Raw genomic sequence first — 20,047 nt, 5'->3', positions numbered from 1 at the left:
TTTTTGACTAGGGTTGCCCATGCAGAATGCACATTTTCCTCATTTGTTAGAACCTTTAGATTTGGGATTCACCCAATTGCGCAATCGCGTGATGATGGGATCGATGCATACTGGCTTAGAAGATCGTTTTTACAACTATGGTAAGTTGGCGGCGTATTTCAAAGAGCGTGCCCGAGGTGGAGTGGGCTTGATTGTCACAGGTGGCATTTCTCCCAATCGTCGCGGTTGGTTGTTGCCATTTGGCGGCACGATGAATAGTCTGGGTGACATTTTTAATCACCGTAAAGTGACGCGTGCCGTACATGAAGAAGGCGGCAAGATCGTCATGCAGATCCTGCATTCGGGGCGTTATGGCTATCAACCTTTCATCGTATCGGCATCCGATAAAAAAGCACCGATTTCCAAATTTAAGCCGAAAGCATTGACCGATTCTGGCATTGAAAGCACGATTCGTGACTATGTACGCTGTGCAAAGTTAGCGCAAAAATCGGGCTATGATGGCGTCGAAATCATGGGCAGCGAGGGTTATCTGCTGAATCAATTCCTGTGCGTACGCACCAATCAGCGCACGGATATGTGGGGCGGTTCTATCGAAAACCGCATGCGTTTGCCGGTTGAAATTGTAAAACGTGTACGCGCCGCCGTGGGTGCAAATTTCATCATCATGTATCGCCATTCGATTTTAGACTTAGTCGAAGGCGGCAACAGTTGGGAGGAAGTGGTCGCGGTCGCACAAGCATTGGAAAAAGCTGGCGTGACTTTGTTCAATACAGGTATCGGTTGGCACGAAGCGCGCGTACCGACTATCGTAACTTCGGTGCCACGTGCCGCGTTTGCGGCAGTTTCAGGGCGCTTAAAAGAAGCAGTGTCCATCCCTGTCATTGCGTCGAATCGTATCAATATGCCCGCACAGGCGGAAGAAATTATTGCCAATGGCATTGCTGATATGGTCTCAATGGCGCGCCCTTTTCTGGCGGATCCTGAGTTTGTTAACAAAGCAGCCGAAGGCAGAGTCGATGAGATTAATACCTGCATTGCATGTAATCAGGCCTGTCTTGATCATACCTTTTCTAATCAACGTGCCAGTTGCTTAGTCAATCCGCGCGCAGCGCACGAAACCGAATTATTGTATTTGAAAAAAACGGTTTCCAAACGTGTAGCTGTGGTTGGCGCAGGGCCTGCAGGATTGTCTGCTGCGACAGTGGCTGCCGCCTGTGGTCATGATGTCAGCTTGTTCGATAGTTCAGACAGCGTCGGTGGCCAATTCAAAATTGCGATGCAGATTCCGGGCAAAGAAGAATTCAAGGAAACCTTGCGCTATTTCAGTAAGCGTCTTGAAGTCACTGGCGTCAAAGTGCATTTGGGTACACGGGTTACACGTGAAGAATTAGTCGCGCAAGGATTTGATCACATTATTGTCGCCACGGGCATCAAGCCACGCACACCAGCAATTGAAGGTGTCAATCATCCTAAAGTCATGTCCTATCTGGACGTGCTCTTACACAAAAAGCCCGTTGGGAAAAAAGTCGCGATTATCGGTGCCGGCGGTATCGGTTTTGATGTCGCTGAATATCTTTTGCACGACATGTCTATTCCTTTGCCAATTCCATTGTCCACCTGGTTAGGCGAATGGGGCATTGATCTGCAAGCGAAGCAAAATGGTGGTCTGGTGAAGCCAGAAGAAGCGCATCCTGTGCGCGCGATTTATCTATTGCAACGCAAGGCAAGCAAGGTGGGTGCTGGATTGGGCAAGACCTCGGGCTGGGTACATAGAGCGACTTTGCAACGCAATAAAGTACAAATGCTAGCAGGTGTTGACTATCAAAAAATCGATGACCAGGGTTTGCATGTAAGCATAGGTGGCAAAACTCAGATATTAGATGTCGACAACGTGATCCTGTGCGCGGGACAAGAGTCCTTAACTGAATTAATGCCAGCACAAGTTAGCGAATTGGGCCCACGTTTTCATAAGATAGGCGGTGCCGCTTTAGCATCCGAGCTCGATGCAAAACGTGCTATTAAAGAAGGTGCAGAACTTGCTGCCTCGCTGTAATTTCTATTCTAGGCATTTGTTTTAATGAATATTTGCCTAGACAAAGATTACTTCAACACTAAAAACATATCTGTTTCCAACTCAGTTTATGCTGCAACAGTAAAATGGTTTCGGACAATAAAAAAGCCAGTCGATTGACTGGCTTTTTTGTAGAGCAGAACAGATCCGTGTAGCTTACTTCGCAGACGCTTCCGCTGAAGCAGAGGCTGCAGCTTTGACTTCTGGTTCTTTAAATTTACCACCGCTGGCATTTGCCATATGAACTACGGCACGTGCAACTTCTACGTTGTCCAGATCCGCATTGCCGCCTTTTGCTGGCATGCCGCGCAAACCTTCAACTGCGTGTTTCAAAACAGTGTCATAGCCTTGTGCAATTCTTGGACCCCAAGCACCTGCATCTCCAAATTTTGGTGCACCAGCAGCACCCGTGCCATGGCAAGCAGCGCAAGCTGCTTTGTAGACGGCTTCGCCAGTTTGTAAAACTTTAGGTGCGTTCGCATCAATTAAAGTAAAACCTTCGTTGGCCACAGGACTGATACGCGCGGCAATCGATTCCGGTGATTGGCTATTGGAACCAGCACCAGTCGTCGTGTTGCTGGAAACATATTTGACCAACAGCACAATAATGATAATTGGGACAATAAATCCTGCTAGAACGGCAACGATAAGTTGCTTAGGCGTTTTAATCGCTGATTCGTGTTCGTCGTGGGCGTCGCTCATGGTTTCCTCAATGCAAAAAATAATGTCAGGTTCGCTCGCCGCACTATATTTCAGGCAAAGCATAAAACATCAGATTATAGAGCTAAAGCTTGTGTTTTGGAATGAAAAATCGGCTTTTAAGACAGTAGAAACGGTTTAAAAGCCCAAGAAATCCACAAAATAGCGAACAATTGCTAAAGAGCTCAGCGCCAATTTGCGGTAGAATACGCGCCTCTTTTAGCAGTTTGTTTCAAGAGTATTGATGCGCCAGTAGCTCAGATGGATAGAGTACAGCCCTCCGAAGGCTGGGGTCGCACGTTCGAATCGTGTCTGGCGCACCAAAATCAATAGTCGACTTACGCCTCAATGCCCCTTGCTAAGAAAACAAGTCAAGTTGCACTATGACTTTCTTCTCCTCGATCCCGATTCCCAAGCCCAATAGTCTTACTGGTAATTGCCGTCTGTGATAGCCGCTGGCGATCAGCTCAGCAAATTTTTCCTTGTTCAAGTTGTCAGCCCGGCACTCGACAGTGGTTTGCTTGAAATCTTTGAAACGAATTTTGATATTTAATTTGTGGATTTGACTCTGAGTCTTAGTGCGTTCTACTTGTTTTGATAAGGCCTCATAAAGCATTGGTAGTTCGTTTAAACAGGCGCTTAAATCAGGCAAATCATGGGTATAAGTTTCCTCTACGCTGACCGATTTCCTGACAGAACTAGCTTGTACTTGTCGCTCGTCTATACCGCGGCACAAAGAATATAATCGACCGCCTAATTTCCCGAACTGATGCGTTAAGTCAGGCAGGCTCCAGAAGAGCAGGTCCTGGCACGTCACAATGCCAAGTTGTTGTAGTTTGGCTGCGGTAACTTTGCCAACGCCAAAAAGCCTGGCTACGGGTAATGTAGCGACAAACTCTGTTACCTGCTCAGGCAGGATCACATACATACCGTCAGGTTTGTTCCAGTCGCTAGCTACTTTGGCGAGAAACTTATTCGGTGCGACACCCGCCGAGGCGGTAATGCCGACTTCACTTGCAATACGAGCACGTATCTCTTGTGCAATGCGAGTGGCGCTGCCTTGATGTTGTGTGGCGGCGCTGACATCGAGAAATGCCTCGTCTAAGGAGAGCGGCTCGACCAGCTCAGTGTAGTCCCTATATATTCCCAGAATCTGACGAGATGCGATCCGGTATTTTTCCATAGTCGGTGGCATGACAATCAGATCGGGGCAGCGTTGCAATGCTTGTGAGGTAGGCATGGCCGAACGTATCCCAAATTTACGTGCGACATAGTTACAGGTTGCGACGACTCCACGTTGGTCGGCCTTGCCACCTATAGCAAGTGGCAGTTCACGTAGGCGTGGATCATCCCGCATTTCTACTGATGCATAAAAGCAATCGCAGTCGCAGTGAATGATTTTTCGTTGTACAGACGTCATGTGATTCTAAGTTGCAGATTCTGAGAGCTGATTATTTGTTCAGTATTTTAGCGGATTTTAAATCTTAAAACTCAGATTATCTGTGTCGAGATTTGAATATCTACATAGTCATTTCGCATGGAAAAAATAAATTGAAAAATCGAGTTAACTCTATGGTGACAAAGTGTAAAAACAAGTTCAGTATGTTGCTGAATTCAAGTTTACGCATTTTCATTTCAATTTACTTTTTATTCACTTTTTTTGCTCATCTATGTCTGCTTTCTCGAATCCATTTGCCAATACTGATTCTGGTAAGTCAGCCTTACTTGGTCATTTAATCCCTGCTGATAAAGAAGTGCAAGCGTTGGATGCGAATCAGCTCCTACAGTTATTTGGTGAGCCTATCTGGACCTGGACGATTTTGGACAATCAAATGTCCTTTTCTTCCAGTATTCAAAACTTGCTAGGTTATCCGGCGGGCGAGTGGGGCACTCATATCGATGAATGGTTCAGCAGGATACATGCCGACGATGTGAAGTCTGCGATGCAAGCGATGCGTGCCTGTGTTGATGGACGTAGTGCGCAATTTCAAGATGAGTACCGAATGCGGTGTAGTGACGGTAGTTGGAAATGGGTGCGCGCTCGTGGCGTGGTGCTTTCGAAGAACGAAGCCAATAAAGCTTTGCGCATGCAGGGTACGTTGGCGGCACTACCTGTAATTCTACCCGTTTCAAATAAGCTGGGAGAGAATCAGCAACGCGGACACCAAGTCTTAGAGAATCTGTCGCGCGAGTTGCCAAAAATTTTCTTCTACCAATTTCAGCGTTTCTCAGGGGGGCGCTGTTGTCTTCCTTACGCCAGTGATGCGATCGCGAATGTGCATGGTGTAGCCGCGAACGAAGTACAAGACAATGCTGCGCCTATGTTCGCGCAAGTACATCCTGATGATCTTGAACACTTGCGCGAAGCAATGAAATATTCTGCGAAAACTTTGCAGGTTTGGCATCTAGATTATCGTATTGTTTTGAAGCAGGGTGAACGGCATTTGTCAGGCGAGGCTTTTCCGACCAAGCAGCCTGATGGCAGTGTGATTTGGCATGGATTTTTGGTTGATGTTAGCGAACGTAAATTTCTTGAACAACACGCGAATGCCTCCGATGCGCAAATTCATGCGGCCTTGAAATGCATAAAGCTTGGCTCTTACGATATCCATATTCCCAGCGGTCAAGGTCAATTTAGTCGGGAATATGCTGAAGTCTTAGGCTTGCCTGCAGACTACCGTAACCATACTGAAAAATTCTGGCAGTATTTTTGGCAGGACAGCTTGCATCCAGATGATGCTGTAAACTTGAAAACCGCCTATCTCCAGCATTTTAAATCCCAGGGAAAGATTCCGTTTCAAGCAGAGTTTCGCTTGCGTGCAAAAAATGGTGACTGGCGCTGGCTACTCTCGGTCGGCAATGTAGTTGAGTGGGATGCAAATGGCCGTGCGGTTCGTATGTTGGGCACCCACGTTGATATCACCGAACGCAAAAAACATGAGATGGAAGTTCGTCACTTCGAGGATATTTTGCGTTCAGGACGAGATCGCTATAAGAAGCTTGCGAGCGAATTGGAAATCTTGTTTTCTCATACACCTGTCGGCATTATGTTGGTGCACAACGATAAGATCATGCGCGCCAATCCTATGCTGGCACAAATTTTTTCATATCGTGATGCGAAAGATATGTTGACAGTCTCGGTCCTGAGCATGCACGAAGATGAAGACGCTTATAGAAAACTACGTAATCAAGTTGGCATGCGTTTGCGTGCCGATGCGCCGACTGAAGTGGTGTGCCCACTTAAGCGACTTGATGGTTCACGTTTTCAGGCACGCCTGATAGGACGAGCACTGCCGTTTGAGCAGTTTGCGGATACGACGGTGTGGATGGTGGAAGTTTTGTCTGAGGCTTCTACTAATCAGATTGAAGCAAGTTGAACTACGAAGAATCGAGTTACGCCACATAATTAAGTGGCGTAACTCAATGGTAATTTTTACTGAATACGCTGGATCTTATTTTTTCAAACGTGGCGCTGGCAAAGCCGGACGTGCTACTTCAAAGGCATAACCCATATTCAGTAAGCTGGCATCGCTCCATGCACCCGCAAAGAAGGAGAGACCCACTGGCAAGCCCTTCACCAATCCCATGGGTACGGTTAAATGTGGGTAGCCAGCAATCGCAGCAGGTGAACTGGCGCTACCAGCAATCACATCGCCTTTTTTATAGTCAATGTCCCAGGCTGGTCCTGTGGTAGGGGCGATCAATGCATTCAGTTGATGTTTTTTGAGTGTGGCATCAATACCTTCAACGCCAGTGAGTTTTTTTGCGCGGGTACTTGCCTGAACGTAATCGGTGTCGGTCAAGGGCCCTTTGGCTTGCGCCAACTCCATGATTTCCTGCGCGAAATGTGGCATGACTTGTTTAGCATTCGTCTTATTGAACTGCATGATGTCGGCCAGTGAGCGATATTTGACAGACGCTGGTGTTGTGCTTAAGAACTGATTTAAGTCGGCTTTAAAATCATAAAGTAAGACAGTAAATTCATCTTTCTCCGCCTGTTCCAAATTACCCAGCTCAACCTGCTCAATAATGACGGCACCTTGCGCTTTCAAAATATCCAAGCTACGTTTGAATAAGGCCAAACTTTGCTTGTCATAGCCTGCCAGCATTTTAGTCACAACGCCGAGACGTTTGCCTTTTAAGGCTTTTGAATCTAAACCTGCAGTGTAGTCTTTGGCGCGCAGCTTATCGGCGTCTTTGGTGGTCGGATCTGCAGCATCTGAGCCGGCGATGGCATTCATAATCAGGGCGGCATCTCTGACACTTAAAGTCATAGGGCCGGCGGTGTCTTGGCTGTGACTGAGCGGGATGATGCCGCTACGACTCACTAAACCTAGCGTCGGCTTTAATCCAACTAAACCATTGACGGCGGCTGGGCAGACCACGGAACCATCCGTTTCAGTGCCAATGGCAGCGGGTATCATACGTGCTGCGACAGCCGCTCCAGAACCGGAGCTGGAGCCGCATGGGCTTTTACTTGTATTGTAAGGATTTCGGGTCTGTCCTCCAACGCTGCTCCAGCCACTGCTTGATTTGGTAGAGCGGAAATTAGCCCACTCACTCAAGTTTGTTTTGCCCGCAATGATGGCACCTGCTGTGCGTAATTTTTGTACGATAGTGGCATCGTTACTGGCCATATTTTCTGTCAATGCTAAGGAGCCTGCCGTCGTTACCATGCCTTTGACCGCGATATTATCTTTGACCATTAAAGGCAGGCCTTGCAGGCTTAACCCAACATTTGACGCCGGACGTACTTGCCTATCAGCAGCTTCTGCGTCTTGCATCGCCTCATTGCGCATCGCAGTGACTGCCGCGAGTTGTGGATTGAGTTGGGCAGTTCGTGCTTGGTAGGTTTTGAGTAGTTCTACTGCCGTGGTTTTGCCTTGCTGATATTGTTGGGCGATGGCGGTCAAATCTTGAGTGCTTTGTTGGCTTGATTGCGCATGCGCATAAGGAATGTTGCTAAGGCTGGCGGCGATGATGAGTTTGCTGAAGTTATTCATATTGTCTCCTGATACCAATTGGCTCGAATTTTTGTTGGTGTGATTCTTATCGATATTTGAGTCTGGATCTAAGTTTGTACAAATGGTAGTGCCTGTTTGCTGATAGCGACCAGTATGATGTAGCCAAATACCAAGCTAGCAAGTGCAAAACTGATTATTTGTCCCGTCTTGCTTTTTGCTCGTTTTATAGCGAACGTTCCTAAGACGATGTAAATCACAAGTGCCATGATTTTCGCGCCCAGCCAAGTCTGTTCGATAGGATTGATGCCCGCAATAATGGCGAGCGCTACGGCGCTGAGTAGTAGGCAAGTGTCAATGATATGGGGTACGATTTTTGCCCATTTTTTTTGCAATAAAGAAGAAGCTTGCAAGCGCCAGATAAAACGCAAAACAAATAGGCCGCCACTGAATGCCACACAAGTTATGTGTAAATGTTTTAACCCAACATAGCTATTCATCGATCTCTGTCCTTAGGTTTGAATGCCAACCATGCCGCGACGATGGTGATACAAGCGATGATGAGGATGATAATCCAAAAGCCAGCCTCGTTTTGTGCCCAGGGGATACCGCCGACATTCATGCCCATCAATCCTGTTATGATATTTATAGGTAAAGCCAGTACGGTAACGATAGTCAAGACAAAGAGAGAGCGGTTGTTCTGTTCATTGACATGCGCAGCAATTTCTTCCTGCAGCAATTTAATGCGTTCTTGCAATGATGCCATATCGCTTAGCACCACTGAAAATTCCTCTGTGGATTGACGCAATTCATGGACGTCATTTTCAGCCATCCATTCCGGCGGTTTTTGTAAGAGGCGAAACAGAGCAGCAGGCTCTGGTGCTAATAAACGTTGCAGACGTACCAGCAAGCGTCGCAGTTCACCCAGATTGCCGCGTTTTTTATTGAGTCGGTCTGCTAATAAATGATCTTCAACCTCATCGATTTTTGTGATGGCGTTACGGACAATGCCGGTCAACACGTCGGCCTGATCGCGTAATAAGTGAGTCAGCAACTCCATCGGTGACTGAAAAATTTCACCCGAATTGACCGCATTCCGCAAATGGTCTACTGATTTTAAGGGTTTGCGTCTGGCACTGATCATGACGTTGCGGCTGACGTTGAGCCATAGTGTTGCGATGTCAGATGGATCGAAACTAAAATCATGCAACACATCATTGACCACGGCGATCAGGTGTTGATCTGCGTGTTCTATCCTGGTCGAGCGTGAACCTTGGTGCAAGGTTTCGTAAAACTCTTCGGGTGATGCGGTGTGCTCATGCAACCATTTTTCAGCAGCGGCATGAGTTAAATTGAAATGTAGCCATAGAAAACTTTGACCCTCAGAGTTTTGCTGCGTGCGTAGCCAATCGAGTACTTGAGTGGTGTGTAGTAATTGCCCAGCTTGCTGATTATTAAACAGGTAACCGCAAATCAATCCTGATTGGTCGGCACCATAAGACAATTGTTCTTTGTCAGCTATTTTGTCCATTGCTTCACCTATTTTTGAGCATTTTTAATAGCGGCTATTGTAATGTGCCTTGATAATAGCATTGTGACAAATTTGCTGGGTGTGGATCGCACAGCAGTAACGCCGAGCCAGCTTATTCCAGCATTGCACTAGGGACAGGCTTATCCTTGAAAGATTTGCCCGGTTTGCAATGGGAATCCTTGCAGAAAATCTTGCGCAGTTAGGCGCTTGCCACCAGGTTTTTGTAATTCCAATACGCGCAATAGCGACTTGCCCTCATCGCAAGCAATTAACACCCCTTGCTGACCAGATGCTTCGATAATGGTGCCACTTGCCTTTTCCGTTTTGCCATCGACAACGTCAGCTCGCCAGAATTTGATGACTGTGTTGTTGATACTGCCATGTGCGGCAGGGAAAGGATTGAATGCGCGAATTTTGCGGGCGATCACTTGTGCGGGTAAATTAAAATCGAGCGCAGCTTCTTCCTTACTTATTTTGGTCGCGTAGGTCACGCCTACTTCGGGCTGCACGGTGGCAACTAGTGGACCAGCATCGAGTTGTTGCAAGGCGTCTACGATCATTTGTCCACCTAACTCGGCTAGTTTATCGTGCAACGTGGCAGTACTATCCTGTTCTAGGATAGGCATGTTGCGGCTCAATAGCATAGGCCCGGTGTCTAAGCCTTCTTCCATCTGCATAATTGTGATGCCAGTTTCAGCATCACCCGCTTCGATGGCTCGGTGAATCGGTGCCGCACCCCGCCAACGTGGGAGTAACGAGCCATGAATGTTTAGACAACCCAGGCGCGGTATTTGCAAACATGAGAGCGGCAAAATTAAGCCATATGCTGCTACCACCATAATGTCGTGCGGCGTATTGCGCAGTAATTCGTGGACTTCTGCCGCCATTTGAGGATACTTGCCTTCGAGCCGCAGGGAAATCGGTTGAGCTACAGGGATGTTGTGCGCTAAAGCCAATTGTTTAACCGCAGATGCGTGTAGTTGCATGCCTCGACCTGCAGGGCGGTCAGGTTGTGTGAGTACCAAAGGCACTTCAAAGCCCGCATCAAGGATTGCATGCAAGGCAGTAGCGGCAAACTCCGGCGTACCTGCAAAAATAACTTTCATCGACGGTTACTCGATTTTTGTTTATGTTCGCGCTCTTCTTTCAACATCTTTGTTTTGATGCGATTGCGCTTTAAAGGAGATAAGTATTCGACGAAGACTTTACCTTTCAGATGATCCATTTCATGTTGTATGCAAACCGCTAGGAGGCCATCGGCATGCAATTCAAAAACTTTGCCATCCATATCGAAAGCACGTACTTTGACTTCTGCGGGACGTTCAACACCGTCATAGATGCCAGGTACTGAGAGGCAGCCTTCATCGTAGACTTTACGCTCGGCGCTTTCCCAAGTGATTTCAGGATTAATAAAAACGCGTAGCTCTGAATTGTCCTCAGAGGTGTCGATAACGACTAATTGCTCATGTACATCGACTTGCGATGCGGCGAGGCCAACACCAGGAGCGTCATACATGGTTTCCGCCATATCGGCGACTAATTGTTTTAGGCGCTCATCAAAAACGCTGACTGGCTTGGCGATTTTATGTAAGCGCGGATCGGGATAACGAAGAATATTAAGTATAGACATAAGACATTTCACAACAAACGAGAGGCGCCAGATTGCGGTTTCTCTTGCTAGTTCAAGGATTTATGGGCAGAATTTGATTCAATTTGGTAAGTTTGGCAAGTTCAACATCGTCCAGACGAAATAAAACAGTATTACTTCGGCAGAGGATAGAGGCGTGCCATTCCCTAGAATCAGCTACCTGCATCGGAAAAATTCATGAAAAAGTTTAGCACAATCGCCCTCGCTTTGACTTTTCCTCTCACGCTTTCAATGACAGCGGTGGGACAAGAAACAGTAAACACAGCACCTCCTGCATTGAGTAGTAAGTGCCAATTCTTGCCTAATGCACCAGATAAACACGTGGTGGTGAGGGGGGACACATTGTGGGGAATCTCTGGAAAATTTTTACAGAATCCATGGTGCTGGCCCGAAGTTTGGGGTATGAATAAAGACGAGATTCGTAACCCTCATTGGATATATCCTAAACAAATCGTCTATTTTGACCGCGTAAATGGCCGCTTGCGTCTGGCGAATCCTTTAGATGGCGCTGCGACAGGCATTACCAAACTTACGCCACAAACTCGTAGTATGGGCTTAGAAGGAGATAATGCGATTCCGGCTATTCCTAATAATCTGATTGAACCCTATTTGTCCCAACCTCTGATCATAGAAAAAGATGAGTTCGCTGCCGCGCCGCGTATTGTGGCATCTCAAGAAGGTCGCGTTTTTATGGGTAAAGGCGATAAGGTTTATGTTCGTGGTGATTTGAAGAGTGGCACCTCATTCCAGGTATTTCGTCCTGGTGTGGCTTTAAAAGATCCTGATAACAAAGAAATTATTGGTTTTGAGGCCGTGTATATCGGGACAGTGAAACTGGAGCGCGCTGCAAAAACTGCAGATGGCGTGGACACTTTTTCGGTGGTTTCTTCCAAAGAAGAAATGGGCATAGGCGATCGTTTAGTGCCGATCCCACCAACACCCATTGTTAATTATGTGCCCCATAGCCCAGAGCGTGAAGTCAAAGCCCGCGTAGTCGCCGTTTATGGCGGCGTCAGTGTGGCTGGGCAAAATAATATCGTTAGTATTAACCGTGGAGCGAATATGGGCATTGACGTGGGTACTGTGTTGGAGCTCGGTCGATATGGTAAGGTCGTTCCAGATAAAACCAATGACAAAAAGCCGATTCGTTTGCCGGACGAAATGTACGGACAGTTGTTTATTTTTCGAGTATTTAAGAATATTTCGTATGGACTGGTGATGCAAGTGACTGATGTGGTTAACGTCGGTGATATTGTCCGGACGCCTGAAAAATAAATTTTATTTATGCTAGTGAGGTAATTTATTTAGTGATGCAAAGTGACGAATTTGACTGGATAGACTGGCTGCGTTTATTGCAGATTCCGGGCGTCGGGAATGAAACGGCGCGTAAATTGCTTACCGCTTTTGGCCTACCTTCACAAGTTTTTCAGTCAGATTTTTCTGCTTTGCAGTCCCAAGTGTCAGCTCGAGTTGCACGCTTGATTCTGCAGGCACCAGATGATGCATTAAAGGTTCAAATAGAGCTGACGCAGAATTGGTTACAGCAACCAGGTAACCATGTGCTCACTTTAGCAGACGAGCGTTTCCCTTCGAGTTTATTGACGATTCCTGATCCACCTTTGATGTTGTACGTCAAGGGGCGGCTCGATTTGATATCTCATTCTGGCATTGCTGTAGTTGGTAGCCGCAATGCGACAGTACAAGGCATACATAATGCCGAAAAGTTTTCTGAACATTTAAGTCAGGCTGGCTTGACTATCAGTTCTGGACTCGCTGCTGGAATTGATGCTGCGGCTCATCAGGGGGCTTTACGAGGAAACGGATCGACCATCGCGGTGATAGGTACTGGTGCAGATATAGTCTATCCTGCGCGTAATCGTGTGTTGGCGCATCAAATTGCGGAGCAAGGCTGCATAGTCAGCGAATATGCCTTAGCAACACCCGCGATTGCTAGCAATTTCCCAAGGCGCAATCGCATTATTTCTGGCTTGTCACATGCCGTATTAGTTATTGAGGCGGCTGCCCAATCCGGGTCTTTAATTACAGCTCGCATGGCTGCAGAGCAAGGACGTGACGTATTTGCTATACCAGGATCGATTCATTCGCCTTTGGCCAAGGGGTGCCATCAATTGATTAAGCAAGGTGCAAAACTGGTAGAAACTGCACAAGATATCTTAGACGAGATACAAGTTTCTAATGATCTTAAACTCTACTTGCCGTCTGTTTCAATTACATCAGAAACCGGACATGAACCTGAGCTTTTATCTTTAATCGGGTATGATCCGGTGCATTTGGATAATTTAGTAACACGTGCAGGTGTCGGTATACATGATTTATCTGCGCAATTGCTTGAGCTGGAGTTGCAAGGTGTGATTGAGGTATTGCCAAGCGGCTTAATTCAGCGCTTACATCTATCCTAGTAAATAACTTTCTAGAGAGCTCTTGAAGCCTATACCAGTCAGCTATATGGCTGGGATAAATTCAAATAAACCCAGCTTGGGAAACTTACGGCTCGAACCTCTTGATTTAATGAATAGATGTACTTATGTTTGATATTCTTGTTTATCTTTACGAAACTTATTGTCGACCAGAAAGCTGCCCTGAATCTATAGTTTTGGCAAAAAAATTGTCCGAGATCGGTTTTGGCGAAGATGAGATTGTTGATGCACTTGATTGGTTGAATGCCTTAGTCGATGCCTCGAAGGGCGGCGTCATACTAGACAAAACCAATAGCGGCGCTCAGCGGAATGCGGGCTTTCGTATTTACACTGAGCAAGAGGCTAGCACTTTAGGCATAGTTGCAATAGGATTTGTACAATATTTGGAAAATGCAAATTTGCTTAACGTACAACAACGAGAGCTTGTTATCGATAGAGCGATGGCGCTTGAAGAAAGTCCTGTAGATTTAGATGAATTAAAAATTGTGGTCTTAATGATACTCTGGAGTCAAGGGCATGAACCCGGTATGCTGAGTTTTGACGATTTATTACTGCCAAATGATGAAAGTAGGTCACGCTTACTACACTAACCACATTACGGTAAGGTTTTAACAGTATTTTTCCTTTATTTGCGTCAAAAAACATGCTTCTATTGCAGTTGGTCATTCATTCCGTTTATTATTCCCCGCTAATATATAGTGCTACGCTTGCTTTGGTTTGAGAATTGCTAAAAACCATATTAAGTAAATCGTTTGTTTGCCTGACCACAAATTAATATTGCTTGCATAAGTAATTTCCGAATGGGTCGGAAAATCAGTTCTTAGGCCGATGCAATTAGTGCGTTGCGTGTTGATCTAGTATCACAATCAAACTTCATAACAAAATTCTAAAATTAGAAGCTCAACTATGACAAAAACCCTTATCATCGCCGAGAAGCCCTCGGTAGCGAATGACATCGCAAAGACCTTGGGCGGGTTCACCAAGCACGATGATTATTTTGAATCTGACGAGTACGTTTTGTCTTCAGCCGTCGGTCATTTGTTGGAAATAGCTGTACCTGAGGAATATGATGTAAAGCGCGGTAAATGGACGTTTGCACATTTGCCTATGATTCCACCGCATTTCGCCTTAAATCCGATTGCCAAGACGGAATCTCGTCTTAAAGTGCTGAATAAACTTATAAAACGTAAAGATGTCTCTGCTTTAATTAACGCATGTGACGCGGGCCGTGAAGGCGAGTTGATTTTTCGTTTAATCGCGCAGCATGCGAAAGCCAAACAGCCAATCAAACGCCTCTGGTTGCAATCGATGACTGCCGATGCGATTCGTACTGGTTTTAAAAAATTGCGTAGCGATGAAGAGATGTTACCGCTGGCCGATGCCGCACGTTGCCGTTCAGAGGCTGACTGGCTAATCGGTATTAACGGCACGCGTGCCATGACCGCATTTAATTCCAAAGAAGGTGGTTTCTACCTAACTACGGTAGGACGTGTACAAACACCAACATTGTCCATTGTCGTAGAGCGCGAAGAAAAAATTAAAAACTTTGTTTCCAGAGATTTTTGGGAAGTGCGGGCGGAGTTTGTTTGCGCTGCCGGTATTTATGAAGGTCGTTGGTTAGATCATCAATTCAAAAAAGATGAAACTGATCCGGAGAAGAAGGCAGAACGTCTGTGGAGTAAAGCTGCGGCGGAATCGATCGTTGCTGCTTGCCGTACTAAGCAAGGTAATGTGACCGAAGAGTCTAAGCCTGCGACCCAGATGGCGCCAGCGCTCTTCGACTTGACCAGTTTGCAACGTGAAGCGAACTCGAAGTTTGGTTTTTCCGCGAAAAATACTTTAGCGCTGGCACAGGCGTTGTACGAAAAGCATAAGGTTTTAACTTATCCGCGTACCGATTCGCGTCATCTGCCTGAAGATTATCTTCCGTCGGTGAAAGAGGCCTTAAGCAAAATTAGTGAAATCAATAATTTCCAGCAATTCGCTGCGAAGATTTTGAATAATAATTGGGTTAAACCGAATAAACGTATTTTTGACAATACCAAGATCAGTGATCACTTCGCGATTATTCCTACCGGACATATTCCTAAGAATTTGTCTGAACCTGAGCAAAAGTTGTATGACTTGGTGACGCGCCGCTTTATGGCCGTGTTTTTTCCTGCAGCTGAATATCAGATAACAACTCGTATCACCGAAGTTTCCGGGCATCAGTTTAAAACTGAAGGCAAAGTCATGACCAATCCTGGTTGGTTGGCGATTTACGGTAAAGAAGCCCAAGATGAGGCAGATCCCGAAAATAAAGGTAATTTGGTTGCCGTTGCAAAAGGTGAAAAAGTCAAAACCGAAAAAATTGTCGCCAATGGTTTGGTCACCAAACCTCCTGCACGATATTCGGAAGCAACTTTGTTATCTGCTATGGAAGGCGCTGGCAAACTGATTGATGATGAAGAGTTGCGCGAGGCGATGTCCGGAAAAGGATTGGGAACGCCAGCAACGCGTGCGGCGATTATCGAAGGTTTGTTGTACGAAAAATATTTATTGCGTGAAGGCCGCGAATTAATCCCTACCGCCAAGGCGTTTCAATTAATGACGCTATTGCGTGGTCTCGGTGTCGATGAGCTAACGTCGCCAGAGTTAACTGGCGGCTGGGAAAACAAACTCGCGCAAATGGAGCGAGGCAAGATTACCCGAGAAGAGTTTATGCGTGAAATCGCGCAGATGACACAGATTATTGTTAAGCGCGCAAAAGAATTTAATAACGATACGATACCGGGCGATTATGCAACTTTGCATACGCCGTGCCCTAACTGTGGTGGAGTGATTAAAGAGAATTACCGTCGCTTTGCTTGTACTAAGTGCGAATTCTCTATGAGTAAAACGCCAGGCAGTCGTCAGTTTGAAGTTGCGGAAGTCGAGGAGCTATTAAGTAAACGCGAAATCGGACCGTTACAAGGATTTCGCTCTAAGATGGGGCGACCTTTCGCTGCGATTTTGAAAATTGTTCGTGACGAAGATATCAAAAACCTAAAGCTGGAATTCGATTTTGGACAGAATCAAGATGATGGCGAAGAGGGTGAGGATCATGATTTTTCTCAGGCTGAAGTTTTAGGGCCTTGCCCTAAGTGTGCGAGCAACGTATATGAACTTGGTTTGGCCTATGTCTGCGAAAAGTCTGTTGCGAAACCTAAGGCGTGTGATTTTAGAAGTGGACGCATTATTCTTCAGCAAGAAATTTTGCCAGAGCAGATGCGTAAATTATTGGTCGAAGGTAAGACAGATTTGTTGCCTGGATTCATCTCACAGAGGACCCGTCGTCCGTTTAAGGCCTTCTTGGTGAGAGGTAAAGACGGCAAAACCAGTTTTGAGTTTGAAGAGCGTAAGGCTAAGCCAGCGGCGAAAACGACAGCCAAAGCAAAAGCTGAGACCGCTATAGAGACGGTAGTAAAGAAAGTTACAACGCGAAAGAAGAAGGCCGTCTAACCAATCGGTATTGACGGTCTATTGGTGTTGATGGGCGGCTCGCTTAGATAGAGGATGTATGGATCATAGTGCTTTACTAACAAGTGCACGCGCTGAGTTTATGCGCAGCTTTATCGAAAGTATGCAGCGTACAGTGCCGCGCTGCATAGAAGATTTTTTTGTGAAAGCAGACGATACCTATTCATCGCTGGAGCAAGGGCGTTTGCTCGATGCTCGCACGATTTTGGTCGAGCAGGGTAATGGCGTTATTCAGCAGATGACCAACACCATGGAGCATTTGCTTGCACGTAGTTTTAAAACGACCTATAGCACTTATCGCCCTAGCGCTAATTTCAACACTGAATCGCTGACCTTAATTGATCCCACTGCATTCGAGGGTGGCTTGCGTATGGAAGAGGTGACCAACCGATTCCGCCGTGAAGCCGAGGAGCAGCTTCGGGATTTGAATATCCGAGTTGCTATTCTGTTTGACCAAGAGGTTACTAATGAGCGAGAAAACCCATTTCGTCCATATTTGTTTTCTCGCTGTATTTCGTCAACTATAGAGAGCTTGGATGTCAATCCAAATTTAACGGACATCCTAATCGAGCGATTTTGTGATAACTTCATATCATTTGTTCCAGCCATTTACACTGCGGTTAATAATCACTTGGCGCAAAAAGGTATTGCGGCGCAGTTACAAATGAAAATTCGTAAGTCGCCCACTTCAGCCCCGAATCAAGGCGAACACACAACGAGCCCGCCAGATTTGGATGCAGAGGAGGCAGAACAAGAAAAAGGCGGGCACGAATCGCACGGCGCAAATCAAAGTCAATCGCGCAGTGGCGCAAAATCCTCGCAAGCCTCTCGCCAGCAAAAGCCACGAACTAGCCAAATTGAACAATTTTTCAGTTCTGCTATGTCGCGTGCTGCTAATTTAGTCGGCGGACGAAAAGAATCTTCCGCTATCGAGAGTTCGTATGACGCCACATCTCAGCAGGATGCATACGAGGACTCAATAGGACAGAGTGCTAATACAGCGGATGCGGGTAGCGCAGAGACAAATGGTATTTTTTCTTGGGTGCGAGGCGGGGATGCTGTAGGTCAGGCAATCCGGAATTTTTTTGGCCCGCAACAAACCAGCATTGGCATGTTGATGTCTTCGGAGATAGGGACGCAACAAGATGGCAAACAGTTGCGCGCGAACGCAAGTACATCGGGTGCCACAAATACTAACACAGCAAGTTCTGGCGCAACTTCAACTGGAGCGCACCAGTCTGGAAACTCGGCTGGCGCTGAAGCGCAGCAAGGCGGAGTTGGTTCTGGTAGCGTGACTGGGCAAACGCAGAATACTACTTCGACTTCGTTTGGTGCCTTGAGTAAATCTATTCAAGGCTTTCAGAAGACGCATACCCCATCTGGGCAAGAAATGTTCGATGGTAGTGGTGGTTTGCGCAATTTGATTTTAGAGCAGAGGGGCGCTTTAAACGAACAGGCTTCGAGTATCGATGAGAAGATGACGATTGATATCGTCGCTATGCTGTTTGAATTTATTCTTAGAGATACCCAAGTCCCAGCAGAAATTCGTGCCCAATTGGGTCGATTGCAGTTCTTGGTTTTAAAGTTGGCACTCAAAGATAGTACGCTGCTGACGCAAAAGGGGCATCCAGCAAGATTATTGGTGAACCGCATCGGGTCTATTTCTTTAGGTTTGAAGCAGATTGACCCTAGCGGCATTGAAATTACCAAGGAAATTTGCCGTATCGTCGAAACTTTGTTGCACGACGAGAGCGAGAATCCACAGATTTTCTCGCGGATGCTCGATGAGTTGGATGCCTTCATTGCAAAAGAGTTGCGTGCCAGTGATAAGAAAACAGAAAGCGCGATTGAAGGGGCGGAGAACGCTCGGAATAGGACATTGCGTTTTGCACATACTTCTGCACAGTTACATGAAGCACTGCTTGGATTGACTATCGATCCCTATTTGCAAACTTTTTTCGAAACTATCTGGGTTTATGCATTAGAGCTAGCAGATCGGGAAGATGCTAAGCGTGCGCATCGGTTTCGCTTACTTGTGCCGGATCTTTTGTGGAGTATTATTCCGAAGTCAAACGAAGAAGAGCGCTCACAATTACTTGCCTTGTTGCCCATAATTCTGTCGACCTTGAAAGAGGGCATGGCTAGTATCAATTTGAGCTCTACTCAGCAAGAAGCTGTGATGAATTGGCTGGTTGACGCTCATACGAAATCGATGCGACTTAATCACTCCGCAACATTTCAGAAACAAGCATCCTTGTCCGCGATACACCATCATTTTAATAATTTCTTTGTCGATCCAGATCTCGAAAATTTCGCCGCGCTTAAAAATCCGGATAGCTCTGGCGTAAAAAAATTCTTAGATGATGCTATAAGGGAATTGGATATCCAGGTGCAGTTGCTGGATCAAGTCTATGTCCATGAATTACCAAAAGAAAGCCCTGAAGAGGAGCAAAAAGCCTCGGATAACAGCATTGATTTGGTGATGGAGCAATTGAAAACGGGAGTTGCCGTTGAGATTAATCTTGGGGGAGAGCCAGGGCAGGGTAAGTTGAATTGGATTGATCCTGCGTTGACCAATCTCATCCTTACGCTAGACGGTCAAGAGCAGCCTTCTATGGTGAGCGTGAGAATGTTCCGCCGTATGATTGCTCATGGACGAGTTAAATTCTTAGAAACCGAGCCATTATTTGAGCGTGCTGTGCAATCTTTGCTTAAGTCTGCAGATGCGGTCGATGTTCCCAAATAGCTACGTGAGTAGAAATACTTTTTGAGAGCGCCCCACTTTTGGGGCGTTTTTCTTTTGTCCTCAGAGCTTCGTTAATATAAGTAGACACTGATAAGTAGTCATCGCTGGGAGATTTATATAATTTATTCAGTTTATCCAAATAAGGCTTGCCAAAAAGGAGCTGTGCTTGCTATAGTTCGCCTCCCGCAGAAATGCGGGTGTGAAATAAGAGAAATGCAAGTAGCTGGTGGTTGATTTCCTGCTGTTTGAATTAAGTTGAAGAAACTAAAATTTAAACGGTGTTTAAAACAGGGGGTTGACGGAAATAAAGAAGTGCTGCATAATCTCGTTTCTCTGCTGCTGACGAACACAACGCTTCGTAGCAAAAACAAAATCCTCCGGGTGAGTTTGAGTGGAAAAGAATACAGATCTTTAACAATTAACAGTCAATAAATGTGGGCACTTGATAATGAAGC

The 20,047-nt window shown here is 46.2% G+C and carries 14 protein-coding genes and 1 tRNA gene; 8 read left to right on the top strand and 7 right to left on the bottom strand.

Annotation, left to right across the window (positions count from 1 at the left end):
* Positions 1-19 precede the first annotated feature (19 nt).
* On the top strand, positions 20-2,053 hold the full coding sequence (locus ACO0KZ_RS03550) for an FAD-dependent oxidoreductase (protein ID WP_422992813.1): 2,034 nt from the start codon (positions 20-22) through the stop codon (positions 2,051-2,053).
* A gap of 174 nt (positions 2,054-2,227) precedes the next feature.
* On the opposite strand, the gene ACO0KZ_RS03545 is transcribed toward ACO0KZ_RS03550, so the two are convergent.
* Positions 2,228-2,773, bottom strand: a complete 546-nt coding sequence (locus ACO0KZ_RS03545) for a c-type cytochrome (RefSeq protein WP_422992811.1) — start codon at positions 2,771-2,773, stop codon at positions 2,228-2,230.
* Between the two features lie 243 nt (positions 2,774-3,016).
* Here ACO0KZ_RS03545 and ACO0KZ_RS03540 point away from each other — a divergent pair.
* A tRNA-Arg gene (locus ACO0KZ_RS03540) sits at positions 3,017-3,093 on the top strand.
* 35 nt (positions 3,094-3,128) lie between these two features.
* Here the strand turns inward: ACO0KZ_RS03540 and dinB are convergent.
* The gene (gene dinB / locus ACO0KZ_RS03535) at positions 3,129-4,190 is read right to left on the bottom strand and encodes a DNA polymerase IV (RefSeq protein ID WP_422992809.1); all 1,062 of its coding nucleotides are present in this window, start codon (positions 4,188-4,190) and stop codon (positions 3,129-3,131) included.
* Between the two features lie 250 nt (positions 4,191-4,440).
* Between dinB and ACO0KZ_RS03530 the strand changes: the two genes are divergently transcribed.
* On the top strand, positions 4,441-6,147 hold the full coding sequence (locus ACO0KZ_RS03530) for a PAS domain-containing protein (RefSeq protein ID WP_422992807.1): 1,707 nt from the start codon (positions 4,441-4,443) through the stop codon (positions 6,145-6,147).
* A gap of 75 nt (positions 6,148-6,222) precedes the next feature.
* Here the strand turns inward: ACO0KZ_RS03530 and ACO0KZ_RS03525 are convergent, their stop codons facing one another.
* From ACO0KZ_RS03525 to def, 5 genes are all read right to left on the bottom strand, one after another.
* Positions 6,223-7,773, bottom strand: coding sequence for an amidase (locus tag ACO0KZ_RS03525; protein ID WP_422992805.1), 1,551 nt, complete (start codon positions 7,771-7,773; stop codon positions 6,223-6,225).
* A 68-nt stretch (positions 7,774-7,841) separates the two neighbouring features.
* On the bottom strand, positions 7,842-8,231 hold the full coding sequence (locus tag ACO0KZ_RS03520) for a SirB2 family protein (protein ID WP_422992803.1): 390 nt from the start codon (positions 8,229-8,231) through the stop codon (positions 7,842-7,844).
* On the bottom strand, positions 8,228-9,262 hold the full coding sequence (locus tag ACO0KZ_RS03515) for a transporter (protein ID WP_422992801.1): 1,035 nt from the start codon (positions 9,260-9,262) through the stop codon (positions 8,228-8,230). The genes ACO0KZ_RS03520 and ACO0KZ_RS03515 overlap by 4 nt, the downstream gene beginning before the upstream one ends.
* A gap of 140 nt (positions 9,263-9,402) precedes the next feature.
* Positions 9,403-10,368 carry a methionyl-tRNA formyltransferase gene (gene fmt, locus ACO0KZ_RS03510; protein ID WP_422992799.1) on the bottom strand — a complete coding sequence of 322 codons (966 nt, stop codon included), beginning with the start codon at positions 10,366-10,368 and terminating at the stop codon, positions 9,403-9,405.
* On the bottom strand, positions 10,365-10,892 hold the full coding sequence (def, locus tag ACO0KZ_RS03505) for a peptide deformylase (RefSeq protein WP_422992797.1): 528 nt from the start codon (positions 10,890-10,892) through the stop codon (positions 10,365-10,367). Before def ends, fmt begins: the two co-directional genes overlap by 4 nt.
* Positions 10,893-11,087: 195 nt before the next feature.
* Here def and ACO0KZ_RS03500 point away from each other — a divergent pair, with 195 nt between their 5' ends.
* From ACO0KZ_RS03500 to ACO0KZ_RS03480, 5 genes are all read left to right on the top strand, one after another.
* Positions 11,088-12,185: a LysM peptidoglycan-binding domain-containing protein gene (locus ACO0KZ_RS03500; RefSeq protein ID WP_422992796.1), complete on the top strand. Its 1,098-nt coding sequence runs from the start codon at positions 11,088-11,090 to the stop codon at positions 12,183-12,185.
* Positions 12,186-12,220: 35 nt separating this feature from the next.
* A complete protein-coding gene (dprA, locus tag ACO0KZ_RS03495) occupies positions 12,221-13,330 on the top strand; it encodes a DNA-processing protein DprA (protein WP_422992794.1) in 1,110 nt (369 codons plus the stop codon).
* Positions 13,331-13,455: 125 nt separating this feature from the next.
* Entirely contained in the window at positions 13,456-13,938 is a 483-nt protein-coding gene (locus ACO0KZ_RS03490) for a DUF494 family protein (protein WP_422992792.1), read from the top strand.
* 316 nt (positions 13,939-14,254) lie between these two features.
* Complete coding sequence (locus ACO0KZ_RS03485; protein ID WP_422992790.1) at positions 14,255-16,828, top strand: DNA topoisomerase III; 2,574 nt, start codon at positions 14,255-14,257, stop codon at positions 16,826-16,828.
* A gap of 58 nt (positions 16,829-16,886) precedes the next feature.
* Positions 16,887-19,592 (top strand): DUF1631 family protein, encoded by a 2,706-nt coding sequence (locus tag ACO0KZ_RS03480; RefSeq protein WP_422992788.1) that lies wholly within the window; start codon positions 16,887-16,889, stop codon positions 19,590-19,592.
* Positions 19,593-20,047 lie beyond the last annotated feature (455 nt).

The sequence above is a fragment of the Undibacterium sp. Di24W genome, from assembly GCF_049340325.1.
Classification (GTDB): Bacteria; Pseudomonadota; Gammaproteobacteria; order Burkholderiales; family Burkholderiaceae_D; genus Undibacterium.
This window is presented reverse-complemented; position numbering and strand designations above follow the sequence as displayed.

Coding starts and splice junctions, on each gene's coding strand:
- dinB (WP_422992809.1), bottom strand. CDS start 4,190: ATGACGTCTGTACAACGAAAAATCATTCACTGCGACTGCGATTGCTTT.
- ACO0KZ_RS03525 (WP_422992805.1), bottom strand. CDS start 7,773: ATGAATAACTTCAGCAAACTCATCATCGCCGCCAGCCTTAGCAACATT.
- ACO0KZ_RS03520 (WP_422992803.1), bottom strand. CDS start 8,231: ATGAATAGCTATGTTGGGTTAAAACATTTACACATAACTTGTGTGGCA.
- ACO0KZ_RS03530 (WP_422992807.1), top strand. CDS start 4,441: ATGTCTGCTTTCTCGAATCCATTTGCCAATACTGATTCTGGTAAGTCA.
- ACO0KZ_RS03550 (WP_422992813.1), top strand. CDS start 20: ATGCAGAATGCACATTTTCCTCATTTGTTAGAACCTTTAGATTTGGGA.
- ACO0KZ_RS03485 (WP_422992790.1), top strand. CDS start 14,255: ATGACAAAAACCCTTATCATCGCCGAGAAGCCCTCGGTAGCGAATGAC.
- dprA (WP_422992794.1), top strand. CDS start 12,221: ATGCAAAGTGACGAATTTGACTGGATAGACTGGCTGCGTTTATTGCAG.
- ACO0KZ_RS03500 (WP_422992796.1), top strand. CDS start 11,088: ATGAAAAAGTTTAGCACAATCGCCCTCGCTTTGACTTTTCCTCTCACG.
- ACO0KZ_RS03480 (WP_422992788.1), top strand. CDS start 16,887: ATGGATCATAGTGCTTTACTAACAAGTGCACGCGCTGAGTTTATGCGC.
- ACO0KZ_RS03490 (WP_422992792.1), top strand. CDS start 13,456: ATGTTTGATATTCTTGTTTATCTTTACGAAACTTATTGTCGACCAGAA.
- ACO0KZ_RS03545 (WP_422992811.1), bottom strand. CDS start 2,773: ATGAGCGACGCCCACGACGAACACGAATCAGCGATTAAAACGCCTAAG.
- ACO0KZ_RS03515 (WP_422992801.1), bottom strand. CDS start 9,262: ATGGACAAAATAGCTGACAAAGAACAATTGTCTTATGGTGCCGACCAA.
- fmt (WP_422992799.1), bottom strand. CDS start 10,368: ATGAAAGTTATTTTTGCAGGTACGCCGGAGTTTGCCGCTACTGCCTTG.
- def (WP_422992797.1), bottom strand. CDS start 10,892: ATGTCTATACTTAATATTCTTCGTTATCCCGATCCGCGCTTACATAAA.